Origin of the sequence: Methylobacterium oryzisoli, from assembly GCF_046557895.1 — a bacterium.
Lineage (GTDB): Bacteria > Pseudomonadota > Alphaproteobacteria > Rhizobiales > Beijerinckiaceae > Methylobacterium > Methylobacterium oryzisoli.
In genome coordinates this window covers 117716-133543 of record NZ_JBKIBX010000009.1, presented here as the reverse complement: position 1 = coordinate 133543, position 15828 = coordinate 117716, and the positions used below count along the sequence as shown (strand labels likewise).

The window sequence follows — 15828 nt, the reverse complement described above, 5'->3', positions numbered from 1 at the left end:
CAGGGGATAGGGGCCGCGAAGCGGCTTCCGCGTGGCGGCACCGTCACTGAAGGCGGACGCTTCGCGACATGATGTGTCTGGGTCCCGGATCTCCTTCCGCTGGCGCTCCAGTCGTCTGGGAAAAGGGCGCGGTGACTGGTTCGAGCCCGAGCGCCGACCGGCGCTCGTCGGCTCCAGCCTCTCCGACGACGCGGCTCAGGCGCCGCCGATTGCCCGGATGGGCGGGCGCTGCCACACCCGCGGTCCCGTGGCGTGCACGCTCTCGCCCTCGGCCGTGACCGCCACGGTCACCGGCATGTCCTTGACCTCGAACTCGTAGATCGCCTCCATGCCGAGATCCGCGAAGGCGAGGACCCGGCTCGACCGGATGGCGCGCGAGACGAGGTAGGCAGCGCCGCCCACGGCGCTGAGATAGGCGCGCCGGTGGGCCTTGATCGCCGCGATCGCCGCCGGCCCGCGCTCGGCCTTGCCGATCATGGCGAGCAGCCCCTGGCCGAGCATCATGTCCGTGAAGGCGTCCATGCGGGTGGACGTCGTGGGACCGGCCGGCCCCACCACCTCCTCGCCCACCGGATCGACCGGCCCGACATAGTAGATGACGCGGTTCTCGAACGAGACCGGCAGCGTCTCACCGCGCGCCAGCATGTCCCGTATGCGCTTGTGGGCGGCGTCGCGGCCGGTGAGCATGCGGCCGGACAAGAGCAGCCGGTCGCCCGCCTGCCACGTCTCGATCTCGGCCGGCGTGAGCGTGTCGAGGTCGACCCGGCGGGCCTGGGCGTCGGGCGCCCACGCCACGTCGGGCCAGGCGGCGAGATCCGGGGTCGGCAGGAAGGCGGGGCCCGAGCCGTCGAGGACGACGTGCGCGTGGCGGGTCGCCGCGCAGTTCGGGATCATCGCCACCGGCTTCGAGGCGGCGTGGGTCGGCCAGTCGAGGATCTTGACGTCGAGCACGGTGGTGAGGCCGCCGAGCCCCTGGGCGCCGATGCCCAGCCCGTTCACCCTGTCGTGCAGTTCGATGCGCAGGGCCTCGATGTCGTTCGCCGGGCCGCGCGCCTTGAGCTGCGCCATGTCGATCGGCGCCATCAGCGACTCCTTGGCCATCACCATGGCCTTCTCCGCCGTGCCGCCGACGCCGATGCCCAGCATGCCCGGCGGGCACCAGCCCGCGCCCATCAGCGGCACCGTCTCCATCACCCAGTCGACGAGCGATTCCGACGGGTTGAGCATCTTGAACTTGGCCTTGTTCTCCGATCCGCCGCCCTTGGCCGCGACGGTGATCTCCACGGTGTCGCCCGGGACGAGTTCGACATGGACCACGCTCGGCGTGTTGTCGCGGGTGTTCTTCCGCGTGAAGGCGGGGTCGGCGACGATGGAGGCGCGCAGCGGGTTCGCGGGATCGAGATAGGCGCGGCGCACGCCCTCGTCGATCACGGCCTGGAGGCTCGCCTCCGAGTCCAGCGTGCAGCCCTGGCCCCACTTCACGAACACCGTGACGATGCCGGTGTCCTGGCAGACGGGGCGATGGCCTTCGGCCGACATCCGGCTGTTCGTCAGGATCTGCGCGATGGCGTCCCGGGCGGCGGGCGATTCCTCGCGCTCATAGGCCCCGGCCAGCGCCTGGATGTAGTCCAGGGGATGGTAGTAGCTGATGTATTGCAGCGCGTCGGCGACGCTGTCGGTGAGATCCGCGGCCTTGATCACGGGCATGGGCGTGGCTCTCCAGAGAATCGTAGCATCCCCTCTCCCGCACGGGAGAGGGGATGCTACCTGCGTCTCATCCGGCGGCGGACCGATGCCGGCACCCGTTCACACCGTGCGCCCGCCGTCGACCGGCAGTTCGACGCCCGTGATGAAGTCGGCCGTGGCGAGGTAGAGCGCGGCCTGCGCCACGTCCGGCGGCTCGCAGAGCCGGCCGAGCGGCACCGTGGCGATGAACTTCGCACGGTTCTCGGGGCTGTCGGGCACGCCCATGAAGTCTTCGAGCATGCCGGTCGCGCCCATCACCGGGCAGATCGCGTTGACCCGGATCTTCCAGGGCGCGAGTTCCACCGCGAGCGACTTCGACATCAGGTTCACGGCGCCCTTCGAGGCGTTGTACCATGTCAGCCCCGGCCGCGGCCGGATCCCGGCGGTCGAGCCGACGTTGATGATCACCCCGCCGCCGTTGTCGCGCATGGCCGCTGCCGTCGCCTGGACCATGTGGTAGATCGATTTGACGTTGACGTCGAAGACCCGGTCGAAGGTGGCCTCGTCGACCTCCAGCAGCGGCCTATTCCGGTGCGTGTAGCCGGCGTTGTTGACGATGATGTCCGGCGTCCCGAAGCGGCGCGCGACCTCGCCGACGAGGCGGTCGATGTCGGCCCGCGACGAGACGTCGGTCCGGACCGCGATCGCCCGGTCCTCGCCGAGCGACCGCGCCACCGCCTCCGCCTTGTCGCCGTTCAGGTCGGCGATGGCGACGCGTGCGCCGTTCTCCACGAACAGCCGGGCGGTGGCCTCGCCGAACCCGGCGGCGCCGCCGGTCACGACGGCGATCCTGTTCTCGAGCCGCATGGCTCCTCCTCCCCGAACTGGAGCATTTTCCGACGAAGTGGATGCCGGTTCGTCGCAGAAAATGCGGCAAAATCAAAAACCGAGAGCAGGCTTCACGGTTCGACCTGATCGAAGCCTGCGCTAGCGGCGTCAGCCGTGGTTGAACACGGTCGTCTTGGTCTTGCTGAAGTCGTGGAGCGCCGCGAAGCCCTTCTCGCGGCCGTGGCCGCTCTTGCCCGAGCCGCCGAAGGGCAGTTCGATGCCGGCGCCCGCGCCGTAGCAGTTCACGAACATCTGCCCGGTGCGCACGCGCTTGGACAACCGCATCTGGCGCCCGCCGTCGCGGGTCCAGACCGCCGCGACGAGGCCGTAATCGGTGCCGTTGGCGAGCGCGATCGCGTCGGCCTCGTCCTCGAACGGGAGGGCGACCAGCACGGGGCCGAACACCTCCTCGCGGGCGATGGCGTTGTCGCGCGGCGTCGGCCCGAAGAGGGTCGGCCGCACGTAGTAGCCGCTCGACGGCGACCCCTCGGCGATCTCGGCCTGCGCCAGGATCGGGATCCCGTCCGCGACGGCCCGGTCGATGAAGCCCTGGACGCGCTTGCGCTGCTTCTCGGTGATGATCGGACCGCAATCGGGATCCATCTCGGGCGGGCCGACCCGCACCGCCGCGAAGGCAGTCTTCAGCCGGCCGATCACCGCGTCGTAGGCGCTGCGCTCGATCAGGATGCGGCTGCCGGCCGAGCAGGTCTGGCCGCTGTTCTGGATGATCGCCTTCACGATCACCGGAATCGCCGCGTCGAGGTCGGCGTCGGCGAAGACGATCTGCGGCGACTTTCCGCCCAGTTCGAGCGTGCAGGAGATGAAGTGGTCGGCGCAGAGCTTTTGGATGATCTGCCCCACCTCCGGCGAGCCGGTGAAGGACACGAAGTCGACGCCCGGATGCGCGGCGAGGGCGGCGCCCGCACCGGCGCCGCGGCCGGTCACGATGTTGACGGAGCCCTTCGGGAATCCGGCCTCGTTCACGAGGTCGGCGAGCGCGAGCGCGGTCGCGCAGGCATCCTCGGCAGGCTTGAGCACGGTGGCGTTGCCGACCGCGAGCGCAGGGGCGAGCGTGCGCCCGAACATCTGCGCGGGGTAGTTCCACGGCAGGATGTGGCCGGTCACCCCGTGGGGCTCGTGCGTGACGGTGACGAAGTAGCCGTCGAGGTAGGGAATCGTCTCGCCGTGCAGCTTGTCGGCGGCGCCGCCGTAGAATTCGAAGTAGCGGGCGAGCGCGACGATGTCGGCCTTGGCCACGCTCGCAGGCTTGCCGGTGTCACGCGCTTCGATGGCCGCCAGGCGGTCGGCGTCGCGCTGGATCAGCGTGCCGAGGCGGATGAGCAGGCGGCTGCGGTCGAGTGCCGTGGTTCGGCCCCAGGGTCCGTGGTCGAAGGCCTCCCGGGCCGCCGCGACGGCGCGGTCGACATCCTCGGGGGTGCTGTCGGCGATGGTGCCGATGACCGCGCCGGTGGCCGGCTCGTAGACGTCGAGGACCGCCTCACCGGACGAGCGGGTCCATTCGCCACCGATGAAGTTCGAGGGTCGGGACATGGCAGCAGGCTCCTGTGCGGGGAGAACCGCGCCGGCCGGACGGCGAGCCTCCGCGCGCCTCGACGAAAGGCTCCCGCGGACGACGACGTTTCCTCCGAGCGCCGTCTGCGGCGGCTCTCATTGGGCGAACCATAGCCCCCCGGGCCGATAAGGTCTAATAAGGTGCAGGTCCTCAGGCGATGCATCTGGCTTATGGAATTCCGGCATTTCCGCTACGTCCTGGCAGCGGCCGAAGAACTCCATTTCACGCGCGCGGCCCAGCGGCTCGGGGTCGCCCAGCCGGCGCTGAGCCAGCAGATCCGCCAGCTGGAGGACGAGCTCGGGACGCAGCTCTTCCACCGGCTCACCCGCGGGGTCGAACTGACCGAGGCGGGCCGCGCCTTCGTGCCCTACGCCAAGGCCGTGCTCGCCGCCGCCGAGGAGGGCGCCGCGGCGGCGATGCGCGCCGCCAAGGGCGAACTCGGGCAGCTGCGCATCGGCTTCACCTCCTCGGCCTCCTTCAACCCGATCGTGACCGGCACCATCGGCCGCTTCCGCGACGCCTATCCGGGCCTGGAGCTCGACCTGCAGGAGCAGGTCACGGCGGTCCTGCTGCGCGCCCTGCGCGAGGGCCGCATTCAGCTCGCCTTCCTGCGCGCGGCGGCCGACGAGACGGAGGGGTTGCGCTGCACGGCGCTCCCGGAGGAGCCGCTCTGGGCCGCCCTGCCGGCCAAGCACCGGCTGGCCGGCGAGGCGAGGATCGCCCTCGCCGACCTCGCGGCCGACCGCTTCATCGTCTACCCGCGGGCGAACGGCCGGCTGCTCTACGACGCCATCGTGGCGGCCTGCGGCCGGGCGGGCTTCAGCCCTCGCATCGTCCAGGAGGCCCCGCAGATGGCCTCGACCGTCAACCTCGTGGCGGCGGGCGTCGGCGTCGCGCTCGTTCCCGCCTCGATGCGGCAGATCCGGGCGCCCGGCGTCTCCTACCTCCGGCTCGCCCCGCCGACGCCCACGGCCTCGCTCGCCCTGGTGCAGGGGGCCGACCTCCTGATGACGGCGGCGGTGCGCAACTTCATCCGCTGCCTGGAGGACGCCGTGCGCGATCCCCTGACCGCCGAGATCGTGGTCGCCGGGCAGGCGTAGCGAGGGGGCTGATGCGGCGGTGGTCGGAGCGGCGACATGTCCTGCAGGTCTGGACCCATCGGCTCGACTGTGCGGAGGGCTGCTGGGGGTGGGGCGCGGAGGCTCGATGATCGCGCGGCGAATGTTCGGATCGCGGGCTGAAGCGGACGATTCAGCCATTCAACGGCTCTTCGGTTCAGCCGCCTTACCCACGAGGATCATTCGTGTGGGACGGCTTCTTCGGCCTTGCGGCTACCCGCTACGGCGATAGTCAGTCCCCCCAGGATCAGGACGACGCCAGCAGCGAACAGGAGGCCGAGCCTGTCGCCAAACATCAGGGATGCCGCCGCAATGCCGAACACGGGTTGCAGGTACTGGACGCCTGCCGCGACCGGCGCAGGCACCGTGCGCAGCACATGCAGCCAGAGGAACAGGCCCGCGACGCTCACCATGACCCCGAGATAGACTGCCACGCCCACGGCCTGAGCCGTGATGTGGATCGGGACCTGCCATAACTCCCAGCCTGCCCAGGGCAGCAGCGCGAGGAACCCGAACAAGGTGCTCCAGGCCGCCACGGGAGCGGTGCCATACGCCTCCGTGAGTTCGACGCTCCAGACGTAGTAGAACGCGATCGCCAGCGCCGAGAGCAGCATCCAGGCCGCGCCGCTCACGGTCGAAGCCAGGATGGTGCCGCCATCCTGGCCGTGTCCGAAGGCCACGAGGGCGATACCGGCGAAGGCTGCCAGCAGACCCAATTGCTGCCGTCCGGATACCGGCTGCCTCAGACGGCGAGCGGCGAAGACGACGACAAAGACCGGGATCGTCGCCGAGATGATGGTGCCGACCGAGGCCGCCGTGCCCGCGATGCCGAACGCCTGGGCGACCTGACCCACGCCGATGCCCAGCACCCCCAGCGCGGCTGCGTGGGGCAGCGCCCGGAGCCGAAGCCGGGGCTGGCCCAGCGTGAAGAGGAACAGCAGCGGCACGGCAACGGCGAACCGCATGGCGGTCAGCGTCAACGGGGGCACGGTCACGAGGCCGAGCTTCGTCACCGGGATCGACAGACCCCACATCAGGGCCAGCACGAGCATCGCCGCGAGACTGCGCACCGACACCCCGTGCGACGCCAGACGCGCAAAGCGGGTCCGTTCGAGTGGAAGCACATCCTCGGTCATGCGGCCCTCGGCACCGCACCCCGGCGGATCAGCTTGAGCGCCCCGGTCTGCACCAATAGCGTACTCGCGGTTGCGGCGATGAAGGCGGGCAGAATGCCGAGTGGCACCAGCAGCAAGCCAAGAACGAAGAAGAACGTGGCGAAGCCGTACAGGGCCAGCACCATGCCGCGCAGCACCTGCGTTGCCATGGCCGTCCCGCGCATCTGGTGAGCGAAGATCGCCAGGATCGCGCCGAACACCGGGAAGCTGGCGAGCACGCCCGCCGTCTTGGCTCCGACGAACGCAGCAGCGGCGGTGAGGGTCAGGACCAGGGTTGTTGCGACCGCCATGCGGGCCGGAAGGTCCCACCACGGCGCGGCGATGGTACTGCGCACGGCCTCGCGGCGCGGGATGAGGTGCGCCGAAGCGGTGAGCGTGACCAGCGCCAGGGCGAAGTAGCCCCAGAGGGGCAGCGGCAGCATCTGGACTAGGAAGCCGGAACCGGCGTAGGCCGCTGCGCCACCCACCAGGGCGAGGCCCCAGCCCAGGGGGGCCAGCAGGGCGTAACCGAGGCTGAAACACGCCTGAGCCGCCGTGCCGACCAGCGAGCCGTTGGTGGCGGTCGCCGCGAAGTCAGGGCCGTACTGGACGGCGAGAAAGGCCGCGACTGGGCCGGAGGTGAGCGGCAGGCCAACCAGCCAGCCGCCGATCGCGTCCCCCCACCGTCGCCCCGCCAAGCTCGCGGCGAGGATCAGCAGCGGCGGCAGGATTAACTTGAAGACAATGAGGCTCATCGGGGCTGCGCTACGTCGTTCTGGTGCGCCGCCAACGTAGCGCAGGATACGGCATCTGTGATTTCCTTTTGAGCCTTGTCTCGGGCCTTGACGTGCTAGGATCGGCCTGAAGGAGAAATCTTCAATGCGAAAAGCACCGCCTGACTTTCGAAATAGAAAGCGCGCCGAGGGGCAGGAGAGCGTACTCGACGCGATCGATCGGCGCATTCTCGACCGATTACAACGGGACAGCACAATCTCGAACCAAGAGTTGGCTGAGCAGGTCGGCTTGTCACCTCCAGCCTGCCTGAAGCGCGTGCGGGCCTTGCGGTCGGCCGGGGTGATCACCCGTACCGTCGCGATCCTGTCGCCTGAGGTGTTGGGCTATCCGATGTTGACCGTCGCACGAGTCAAGCTGGAGTTGCCGAACGAGGCCGCCAACCACGCCTTTGAGGCTCGGATGGCTGAGCTACCCCGTGTCGTGCAGTGCATGACCGTTGCGGGCGACTTCGACTACATCCTGCTGATCCGTAGCCGCGATGTGGGCCACTATCAGGATTTCGCCCGCAGGGTGCTGAAGCTCGCGCCTGGCATCCGCTCCTACACGAGCGAGATTGTCTTGCAGGTCCACAAGGCGACCACTGAAGTGCCCATCGATCCGACCTGATCGGCCGCTTTTCATCATCTACGATCTTTGCGAGGGGCAGGCTCGAAGGTCCGAGTAGGGTCGAAGCCACCGCTTGAGCTGCCACGCCGAGTGAGCCTTCACCACGGAGCAGACCCGGATCGCCGCGCGTCCGGCTTCCAACCCCCCACGCACGCTCATAAGCCACCGTTATCACGCGCCCCCGACCCGCGTATTGGACGGATGGCCTGCCCTCGCGTCTATTCGGCGCGGAGGATCCGCGCTCCGGGCGCACCGGACGCGGCTTCCTGACAGCCTCGATCTCCCCGCGTCTCCAGCGCGCGTGTCCGCACGGGTCAGCCGATGTCGATCCCCTCCTTCATCGAAGGCTATGGCGCGGTGAGGCTATTTCGCGGCGCCTTCGCGGCCCCGCGCGACAGCCTCCGGGCCGGCGCCCGCATCCGCGCCCAGCATCCCGGCGAGGGCAAGGTGCTGCCCTCGATCCGCGAGGCGATACGGGCCTGCGGCCTGAAGGACGGGGCCACGGTCTCGTTCCACCACCACCTGCGCAACGGCGACGACGTGCTGCGCGCGGTGATGCAGGAGATCGCGGCCTTGGGGCTCCGCGACATCCGGGTGGCGGCGAGTTCGCTGTTTCCGGTGCACGCGCCCCTCGTGGAGCACATCCGCAGCGGCGTCGTCACGCGGCTCGCGACGAACTACGTCACCGGGCCGGTGGCCGAGGCGATCGCGGCGGGCGCATTGTCCACCCCCGCCGTGCTCCAGACCCATGGCGGCCGCGCGCGCGCGATCGAGGCGGGCGAACTGCCCATCGACGTCGCCTTCGTGGCGGCACCGGCCGCGGATTCCTTCGGCAACCTCAACGGGGTCGACGGTCCTTCCGCCTGCGGGCCGCTCGGCTACCCGATGGTCGATGCCCGCCATGCCGCGCGCGTGGTCGCGATCACCGACGCGCTGTCGCCCCACCCGCTCGCCTCGATCGACATCGCGCAGGACCTCGTCGACTTCGTCGTGCCGGTGGACTCGATCGGGGACGCCACCAAGATCGTGTCGGGCACCACCCGCGTCACCGAGGACCCGGTCGGGCTCGCCATCGCGGCGACCGCCGCGCGGGTCATCGACGCCTCGGGCCTCCTGGTCGACGGGTTCTCGTTCCAGACCGGGGCGGGCGGCATCTCGCTCGCCGTCGCGCAGGACGTGGCCGCGATCATGCGCGACAAGGGCGTGGTCGGCGGCTTCGCGGCCGGCGGCGTCCACCAGGGCATCGTGGCGATGTTCCGCCAGGGCCTCTTTCGCACGCTGTTCGACGTGCAGTGCTTCGACCTCGCGGCGGTCGCCTCCTACCGGGAGGACCGGGGCCACGTGGCGATGTCGGCCTCGCTCTACGCCAACCCGGCCTCCAAGGGGGCGCTCGTCAACCACCTCGACTGCATGGTGATGGGCGCCGCCGAGGTCGACCTCGCCTTCAACGTCAACGTCACGGCGGTGAACGGCGGCGCGATCATCGGCGGCTCGGGCGGCCACGCCGACACGGCGGCGGGCGCCAAGCTCGCCCTCGTCACCACCAAGCTCGCCGCGGGCGGCGCCCCGAAGATCGTCGATGCGGTCGAGTGCGTGACGACGCCGGGCGAGACGGTGGACGCCGTGGTCACGGAAGCGGGCGTCGCGGTCAACCCGCGCCGCGCCGATCTCGCCGCGCGCCTCGCCGCCGCGGGCCTGCCGCTCGTCGACATCGCGCGCCTGCGCGACCTCGCGGCGGACAGGACGAAGGGCGCGCCGCGCCCGCAGGTCGACCCGCAGGGCCGGATCGTGGCGGTGGTGGAATACCGGGACGGCACGGTCATTGACGTCGTGCGCCAGCGCCGCAACTGACATAGCGTGGGCGCGAGCGGCCCCAAGGACCGCCCGCGTGAACGACAAGACGAGAGGGAGGATGCAATGGTGGGTAGCGACAGCGCGCGCGCGTCTCTGACGCGGCGGGCCGCCCTCGGGGCGATCGGCGTCGGAGGGCTCGCCCTCGCCGGGCGGACGGCCCAGGCGCAGGGCGCCAAGCCCCAGGAGATCAAGGTCGGCATCGCCACCTACCTGTCGGGACCCGCGAGCGTCTTCGGCGTGCCCGGGCGCCAGACGGCCGAGATGCTGTTCGACGAGATCAACGCGGCGGGCGGCATCGCCGGCCTCAAGGTGCGCCCGATCTTCGTCGACGAGGGGCCGGGGGTCGACCACGTGGTCGGCGAGTACCGCCGCCTCGTGCAGAACGAGGGCGTGCACCTCGTCTTCGCGGCGATTTCTTCGGCCGATTGCCTCGCCTGCGCGCCGCTCGCGGACGAGCTGAAGCGCCCGACCCTGCTGTGGGATTGCGGCACCCAGCGCATCTTCGAGGACAACCGCTACACCTACGCCTTCCGCACCCAAGCCAACGCGACGCCCGAGATCCTGGCGGCGCTGCTCTACCTCCTGAAGACCAAGCCCGACTTCAAGTCGATCGCGGTCATCAACCAGGACTACGCCTGGGGCCGGGATTCCTGGGACATCTTCCGCACCGCCCTCAACACCCTGAAGCCGGGCGTGAAGGTCGCGGCCGAGCTCTTCCCGCGCTTCGGCGCCACGGACTTTTCGACCGAAGTCACCCGGGTGCTGGCCCTGCGGCCGGACGTGGTCCTGTCCACCTCCTGGGGCGGCGACCTCGACGCGCTGATCCGGCAATCCTCCGACCGCAAGCTGTTCGAGCGCGCCACCTTCGTGATGCCGCTCGCCGAATCCTCGCTGCAGCGCGTCGGCAAGGCCCTGCCCGCCGGCCACATCGTCGGCGCCCGGGGCGACCACTGGTTCCTGCACCCGCAGCCCGCCGACCCGGAGCGCCTGAAGCGCTTCACCGACACCTACCGCAGCCGCTTCAACGCCTACCCGATCTATCCCTGCTTCCACATGGCCCAGGCGGTCTCGGCCATGAAGGTCGGCATCGAGAAGGCGGTGGCCGCCAAGGGCGGCGGCTGGCCCACCGACGCCGAACTCGCCGCCGCCTTCAAGGGCCTGGAATTCCCCTCGCCGACCGCGAGCGTGCGCCTGCGCGAGGACGGGCAGGGGCTGGAGAACCAGCTGATCGGCACGACGCTCCACAGCGACCGCTACCCCTTCCCGGTGCTCACCGACATGGTGGTCTTTCCCGCCGAGAGCGTCACCACGCCGGTCGGCCAGAAGAGCGCGGACTGGCTCAAGACGCTCACGCCCGACATCGTGGCCAAGGTGCCCCAGGCCCTGGCGTTCAAGTAGGCGCCCGCGATGTCCTGGTTCGCCGAGAACGGCCTCCTCGTCGGCCTCGCGCTCCTCGACGGGCTCTCCTACGCCGCCGCCGTGTTCATGGTGGCGGTGGGGCTGAACCTCGTCTTCGGGGTCCTGCGGGTGCTCAACGTCGCGCATGGCAGCCTCTACGCCATCGGCGGCTACGCGGCGGCCTCGCTCGGGCTGTTCGTGGCCTCGCTCGGGGCGCCGCCCTGGGTCGGGCTGCCGGTGCTGCTCGCCGCGGCCGTGCTGGTCGGCGCCATCCTCGGGCCGCTGATCGAGCGGCTGCTGCTGCGGCGGATGCAGGACCAGGAACCGGTGCTGCAGCTCCTCGTCACCTTCGCGCTGTTCATGATCCTGGAGGACCTGCAGAAGCTCGTCTGGGGCGTGCAGCCGGTGGTGTTCGACGCGCCGCTGAAGTGGCTCGGCACCGTCGACGTGCCCTTCGGGCAGGATGCGATCCCGTTCACCGCCTACCAGCTCTACGTGCTGCCGGGCGTGGCGCTGGCGACGCTGGCGATCCTGGCCTTCGTGCTGCGCTACACCCTCGTCGGTCGCATGGTCGTGGCGGTCACGGTGGACCGGGAGGCCGCCCGCGCCATGGGCATCGACGCCGCCAAGGTGACGCTACTCACCTTCACGGCGGGGGCGGCGCTGGCGGCCCTGGGCGGCGCGCTCGCGGCCCCCACGGTCTCGCTGGTGCCCGGGGTCGGCGCCTCGACCATCGTGCTCTCCTTCGCGGTGGTGGCGACCGCCGGGCTCGGCCAGATCGAGGGTGCGGCGGTGGCCGCCCTGCTGATCGGGCTCGGGCGCTCCTTCGCGGTCTACGTCGCCCCGGAATTCGAGGTGGTGGTGCCCTACGCCATCATGGTGACGGTGCTGCTCTTCCGGCCCCAGGGCCTGTTCGGCGTAGCGGAGACACGGCGGATATGAGCGAGCCCGCATCTCTCGCGACCGGAGGCGGCGCCCGATGAGCCGCCGCGCCGAATCCCTCCTGGCGCTTCTCGGCGCCGCCCTGGTGCTGGGCCTCGCCTACGCGGTGCCGTGGCTGCGCTTCGTGCTGACCATCGCGCTCGCCAAGGGCCTGGCCGTCCTCGGCATCCTGCTCCTCCTGCGCGCCGGGCAGGTGAGCTTCGGGCACGCGCTCTACCTCGCGCTCGCGGCCTACGCGGTGGCGTTCGGCACGGCCGTCGTGCCGGAGGCCCTGCTGCTCGTCCCGGCCGCCGCCCTCATCGCCGGCCTCGTCGGGCTCGTGATCGGGCTGTTCGTGGTGCGCTACCGCGAGATCTTCTTCGGCATGCTCAATCTCGCGCTGAGCATGGTGTTCTACTCGGTGCTGGAAAAATTCTACGCGATCACGCACGGGGCGGACGGCATCCGGCTCGGCCCCGTCACCTTCCTCGGGATGCCGCTCGCCGGCGAGGCGGCGGAGTGGACGGTGCTCGGCCTCGCCCTCGTCCTGGTGCTCGGCTTCGGGGCGCTGGTGCGGGTGGCGCTCGTCTCGCCCTGGGGCGAGGCGCTGGCCGGCATCAAGACCCGCGAGACCCGGCTCGACTTCATGGGCGTCTCGCCCAAGCGCGTGCTGCTGATCGCCTACGCGGCCTCCGCCGTGATGGCGGGCTGCGGGGGGGCGCTGATCGCCCTCACCACGCGCCACGTCACCCCGGCGCTCGCCTACTGGACCACCTCCGGCGAACTCGTCTTCATCGCGATCCTGGGCGGGGCCGGCAGCGTGCTGGGGCCGTTCCTGGGGGCGGCGGCCTACGAGCTCACCCGCGTCTACGCGGCGGCGCTCGTCGCCAATGCGTGGCAGGCCGTGCTCGGCATCGTGCTCCTCTGCGTGATCGTGTTCGCGCCGGGCGGCCTGTGGGGGATGATCGCGCGCCGACGGAGGGCCGCATGAGTGTTTTGCTCTCGGCCCGGGACCTGCGCCTCGCCTTCGGCGGCCTCAAGGCGGCCGACGGCATCGATCTCGACGTCGAGGGCGGCGAGTTCCTGGCCATCATCGGCCCGAACGGCGCGGGCAAGACCACCTTCATCAACATGTCGACCGGCTACCTGAAGCCGCAGGGCGGCAGCATCCGCTTCGACGGGCAGCCGATCCTCGGCCTCTCGCCGCGGCGGATCGTGGGCTTGGGGATCGCCCGCAGCTTCCAGCTGCCTCAGCTCTTCACCGAGCACACGGTGCTGCAGAACGTGGCCCTGGCGGTGGCGGCCCGCGAGGGAGGGCTGTCGGTGCTGACGCCCCTGCTGCGCCGCGCCTTCCGCGACGAGGCGGCGGCGCTGATCGGGCGATTCGGCCTCTCGGGCGTCGCCGAGACCCGCGCCGACGCCCTCAACGAGGGCACCCGCAAGCTCGTCGACATCGCCATGGCGGTGGCGCTGCGCCCGCGCCTGATCATGATGGACGAGCCGACGAGCGGCGTCGCGGCCTCGGAAAAAATGGCCATCGTCGAGACCCTGGTGCGGGTGCTGCGCGGGGCCGGCGTGACGGCGGTGTTCGTGGAGCACGACATGGACGTGGTCGGCCGCTTCGCCGACCGGGTGGCGGTGTGGGGCCAGGGCAAGATCGCCGCGCTCGGGCCGCCGCGCGAGATCCTCAACGACCCGGACGTGCAGCGCACGGTCATCGGCATCGTGCCGGCGGGAGGCGTCCATGCTCCGGCTTGAGGGAGCCGCGGTCGAGATCGCGGGCGTCACGGTGCTGCGCGGCGTGTCCTTCGCGGTGCCGCCGGGCGGCCGCGTGGCGCTGATCGGGCGCAACGGCGCGGGCAAGACCACGACCCTGCGCACCCTGATGGGCCTGCTGCCGATGCGGGCCGGTCGGGTGATCCTCGACGGGCAGGACGCCACGGCGGTCCCGGCCCATCACCGGGCGCGGCTCGGCATCGGCTACGCGCCGGAGGAGCGCCGGCTCTTCGGCAGCTTCACGGTGCGCGACAACCTGATGCTGCCCGCGCAGGTGCTGGGGCTGCCCGGCCCGGAGATCGCGCGCCGGCTCGACGCCGTCTACGGACTCCTGCCCGAGCTCAAGGAGTTCGGGCCGCGCAAGGCCGCGGGTCTGTCGGGCGGCCAGGGCAAGATGGTGGCCCTCGGCCGCGCGCTGATGGTGGGCACCCGGGCGGTGCTGCTGGACGAGCCCTTCCAGGGCCTCGCCCCGGCCCTGGCCCTGCGCTACGCCGAGGCGCTGGCGCGGCTCCGCGCCGCGCTCCCGGACGTCGCGATCCTCATCACCGAGAGCAGCCCCGACCTGCTGCGGGCGCTGGTCGACTCCACGATCGAGATCGAGCGGGGCGAGGTCTCGGCGGCGTGATGCCGCGGACCGCGCCCGGCGCCGGGCGCGGGTTTCCGGCGGTCCTTGCCCTGCGCCGCCCGTGATCATCTATCACCCCTGGATGACCGAGCGGCCCCTGCGCGGGCGGGACCTCGCCGCGCCACCAGGGATGGCACCGTGCCTCGTCGTATCCTGATCACCGGCGCGAGTGTCGCGGGCACCACCGCGGCGTGGTGGCTCGGCCGGTCCGGCTTCGACGTGACCGTGGTCGAACGGGCCCCCGCGTTCCGCGATGGCGGCCAGAACATCGACGTGCGCGGCATCGGCCGCGAGGTGCTGCGGGCGATGGGGCTGGAGCAGGCCGCGCTGGACCGCGGCACGGGCGAGGAAGGCACCGCCTGGGTCGACGCGCAGGGGAGGGTGGCCGCGCGGTACATCGCCGAGCCCTCCCAGGGCGACGGGCCGACCGCCGAAGTGGAGATCCTGCGCGGCGACTTGGCGCGCCTCCTCCACGAGCCCGCCCGCGCCTGCGCGGCCTTCCGGTTCGGCGATCGCGTGGAGCGGATCGAAGAGGACGCCGAGGCCGCGACCGTCCATTTCGCGAGCGGCCACGCCGAGCGCTACGACGCGGTGATCGTCGCGGAGGGCGTGGGCTCCTCGACCCGCGAGCGCGTCTTTCCCGCCGAGAACGCGCCGCGCTGGATGGATCTCACCATCGCGTACTGCACGATCCCCCGGACTCCGACCGACGACCGGATGTGGCGCTGGTACAATGCCCCGGGCGGCCGCAGCGTGTCGCTGCGCCCGGATCGCCACGGGACCACGCGGGCGATGCTGTCGATCCAGCAGCAGCCGGGCGGCGAGCAGGACTGGGACGGCGACCGGCAGCGCGCCTTCCTGCGCGAGCGGTTCGCCGATGCCGGCTGGGAGGCGCCGCGCGTGCTGGCCGCCCTGGACGACACCGACGACTTCTACTTCGACGTGCTCCGCCAAGTGCGGATGAAGTGCTGGTCGCGGGGACGCGTGGTGCTGACCGGCGATGCCGCGTGGTGCGCCACGCCGCTGGCCGGAATCGGCGCCACGTTGGCGATCACCGGCGCTCGCGTCCTGGCAGGCGAATTGTCTCTCACCGACGACGTGGCCGGTGCCTTCGCGGCCTACGAGCGGGCCATGCGCCCCATGGTCGAGCAGGCCCAGGGCGTGCCCAAGCTCGCGCCGCGGCTGATGAATCCCCACAGCCGGGTCGGCATCCGCCTCCTCCACGCGGCCCTGCGCGTGGCGAGCCGACCCCCGTTGCGCGGTCTCGCGGCGAGACTGTTCGCGGGCTCGCCCGCGGAGCCGGATCTGTCTCGCTACGGGGACGGCAGGTCGACGGCACGCCGGCCGGTCAATCAGTCCGGCGTCGCAGGATGACGCCCGGCGCGGTGGCGCAAGCGTCTCGGCGGCTCGTTCGCCTCACTGAGAAATCAAGGA

14 protein-coding genes are annotated in these 15828 nt (G+C 71.1%); 9 read left to right on the top strand and 5 right to left on the bottom strand.

Features of this window, described 5'->3' with window-relative positions:
* Positions 1-195: 195 nt before the first annotated feature.
* The 3 genes from ACKUB9_RS11410 to ACKUB9_RS11400 all read right to left on the bottom strand — a co-directional run bounded on the left by ACKUB9_RS11410 (position 196) and on the right by ACKUB9_RS11400 (position 4125).
* On the bottom strand, positions 196-1707 hold the full coding sequence (locus tag ACKUB9_RS11410) for a fumarate hydratase (RefSeq protein ID WP_407521930.1): 1512 nt from the start codon (positions 1705-1707) through the stop codon (positions 196-198).
* 99 nt (positions 1708-1806) lie between these two features.
* Positions 1807-2553, bottom strand: coding sequence for an SDR family oxidoreductase (locus ACKUB9_RS11405; protein ID WP_407521928.1), 747 nt, complete (start codon positions 2551-2553; stop codon positions 1807-1809).
* A 129-nt stretch (positions 2554-2682) separates the two neighbouring features.
* On the bottom strand, positions 2683-4125 hold the full coding sequence (locus tag ACKUB9_RS11400; protein WP_407521926.1) for an aldehyde dehydrogenase family protein: 1443 nt from the start codon (positions 4123-4125) through the stop codon (positions 2683-2685).
* Positions 4126-4317: 192 nt separating this feature from the next.
* Here ACKUB9_RS11400 and ACKUB9_RS11395 point away from each other — a divergent pair, with 192 nt between their 5' ends.
* Positions 4318-5247 carry a LysR family transcriptional regulator gene (locus tag ACKUB9_RS11395; protein ID WP_407521924.1) on the top strand — a complete coding sequence of 310 codons (930 nt, stop codon included), beginning with the start codon at positions 4318-4320 and terminating at the stop codon, positions 5245-5247.
* A 197-nt stretch (positions 5248-5444) separates the two neighbouring features.
* Here the strand turns inward: ACKUB9_RS11395 and ACKUB9_RS11390 are convergent, their stop codons facing one another.
* On the bottom strand, positions 5445-6317 hold the full coding sequence (locus ACKUB9_RS11390) for a DMT family transporter (RefSeq protein ID WP_407522069.1): 873 nt from the start codon (positions 6315-6317) through the stop codon (positions 5445-5447).
* Positions 6318-6397: 80 nt separating this feature from the next.
* A complete protein-coding gene (locus ACKUB9_RS11385; protein WP_407521922.1) occupies positions 6398-7174 on the bottom strand; it encodes a hypothetical protein in 777 nt (258 codons plus the stop codon).
* 124 nt (positions 7175-7298) lie between these two features.
* Here ACKUB9_RS11385 and ACKUB9_RS11380 point away from each other — a divergent pair, with 124 nt between their 5' ends.
* The 8 genes from ACKUB9_RS11380 to ACKUB9_RS11345 all read left to right on the top strand — a co-directional run bounded on the left by ACKUB9_RS11380 (position 7299) and on the right by ACKUB9_RS11345 (position 15768).
* The gene (locus ACKUB9_RS11380; protein ID WP_407521920.1) at positions 7299-7820 is read left to right on the top strand and encodes an Lrp/AsnC family transcriptional regulator; all 522 of its coding nucleotides are present in this window, start codon (positions 7299-7301) and stop codon (positions 7818-7820) included.
* Positions 7821-8141: 321 nt separating this feature from the next.
* Positions 8142-9671, top strand: a complete 1530-nt coding sequence (citF, locus tag ACKUB9_RS11375; RefSeq protein ID WP_407521918.1) for a citrate lyase subunit alpha — start codon at positions 8142-8144, stop codon at positions 9669-9671.
* 66 nt (positions 9672-9737) lie between these two features.
* Positions 9738-11072: an ABC transporter substrate-binding protein gene (locus tag ACKUB9_RS11370; RefSeq protein ID WP_407521916.1), complete on the top strand. Its 1335-nt coding sequence runs from the start codon at positions 9738-9740 to the stop codon at positions 11070-11072.
* Between the two features lie 9 nt (positions 11073-11081).
* Positions 11082-12014 (top strand): branched-chain amino acid ABC transporter permease, encoded by a 933-nt coding sequence (locus ACKUB9_RS11365; RefSeq protein WP_407521914.1) that lies wholly within the window; start codon positions 11082-11084, stop codon positions 12012-12014.
* 37 nt (positions 12015-12051) lie between these two features.
* A complete protein-coding gene (locus tag ACKUB9_RS11360; RefSeq protein ID WP_407521912.1) occupies positions 12052-12984 on the top strand; it encodes a branched-chain amino acid ABC transporter permease in 933 nt (310 codons plus the stop codon).
* Entirely contained in the window at positions 12981-13751 is a 771-nt protein-coding gene (locus ACKUB9_RS11355; RefSeq protein ID WP_407521910.1) for an ABC transporter ATP-binding protein, read from the top strand. Before ACKUB9_RS11360 ends, ACKUB9_RS11355 begins: the two co-directional genes overlap by 4 nt.
* Complete coding sequence (locus ACKUB9_RS11350; RefSeq protein WP_407521908.1) at positions 13738-14394, top strand: ABC transporter ATP-binding protein; 657 nt, start codon at positions 13738-13740, stop codon at positions 14392-14394. The genes ACKUB9_RS11355 and ACKUB9_RS11350 overlap by 14 nt, the downstream gene beginning before the upstream one ends.
* Before the next feature lie 138 nt (positions 14395-14532).
* Positions 14533-15768, top strand: a complete 1236-nt coding sequence (locus ACKUB9_RS11345; protein WP_407521906.1) for an FAD-dependent monooxygenase — start codon at positions 14533-14535, stop codon at positions 15766-15768.
* Positions 15769-15828: the final 60 nt, after the last annotated feature.

Coding starts and splice junctions, on each gene's coding strand:
- ACKUB9_RS11385 (WP_407521922.1), bottom strand. CDS start 7,174: ATGAGCCTCATTGTCTTCAAGTTAATCCTGCCGCCGCTGCTGATCCTC.
- ACKUB9_RS11365 (WP_407521914.1), top strand. CDS start 11,082: ATGTCCTGGTTCGCCGAGAACGGCCTCCTCGTCGGCCTCGCGCTCCTC.
- ACKUB9_RS11400 (WP_407521926.1), bottom strand. CDS start 4,125: ATGTCCCGACCCTCGAACTTCATCGGTGGCGAATGGACCCGCTCGTCC.
- ACKUB9_RS11405 (WP_407521928.1), bottom strand. CDS start 2,553: ATGCGGCTCGAGAACAGGATCGCCGTCGTGACCGGCGGCGCCGCCGGG.
- ACKUB9_RS11390 (WP_407522069.1), bottom strand. CDS start 6,317: ATGCTCGTGCTGGCCCTGATGTGGGGTCTGTCGATCCCGGTGACGAAG.
- ACKUB9_RS11360 (WP_407521912.1), top strand. CDS start 12,052: ATGAGCCGCCGCGCCGAATCCCTCCTGGCGCTTCTCGGCGCCGCCCTG.
- citF (WP_407521918.1), top strand. CDS start 8,142: ATGTCGATCCCCTCCTTCATCGAAGGCTATGGCGCGGTGAGGCTATTT.
- ACKUB9_RS11355 (WP_407521910.1), top strand. CDS start 12,981: ATGAGTGTTTTGCTCTCGGCCCGGGACCTGCGCCTCGCCTTCGGCGGC.
- ACKUB9_RS11380 (WP_407521920.1), top strand. CDS start 7,299: ATGCGAAAAGCACCGCCTGACTTTCGAAATAGAAAGCGCGCCGAGGGG.
- ACKUB9_RS11395 (WP_407521924.1), top strand. CDS start 4,318: ATGGAATTCCGGCATTTCCGCTACGTCCTGGCAGCGGCCGAAGAACTC.
- ACKUB9_RS11350 (WP_407521908.1), top strand. CDS start 13,738: ATGCTCCGGCTTGAGGGAGCCGCGGTCGAGATCGCGGGCGTCACGGTG.
- ACKUB9_RS11410 (WP_407521930.1), bottom strand. CDS start 1,707: ATGCCCGTGATCAAGGCCGCGGATCTCACCGACAGCGTCGCCGACGCG.
- ACKUB9_RS11370 (WP_407521916.1), top strand. CDS start 9,738: ATGGTGGGTAGCGACAGCGCGCGCGCGTCTCTGACGCGGCGGGCCGCC.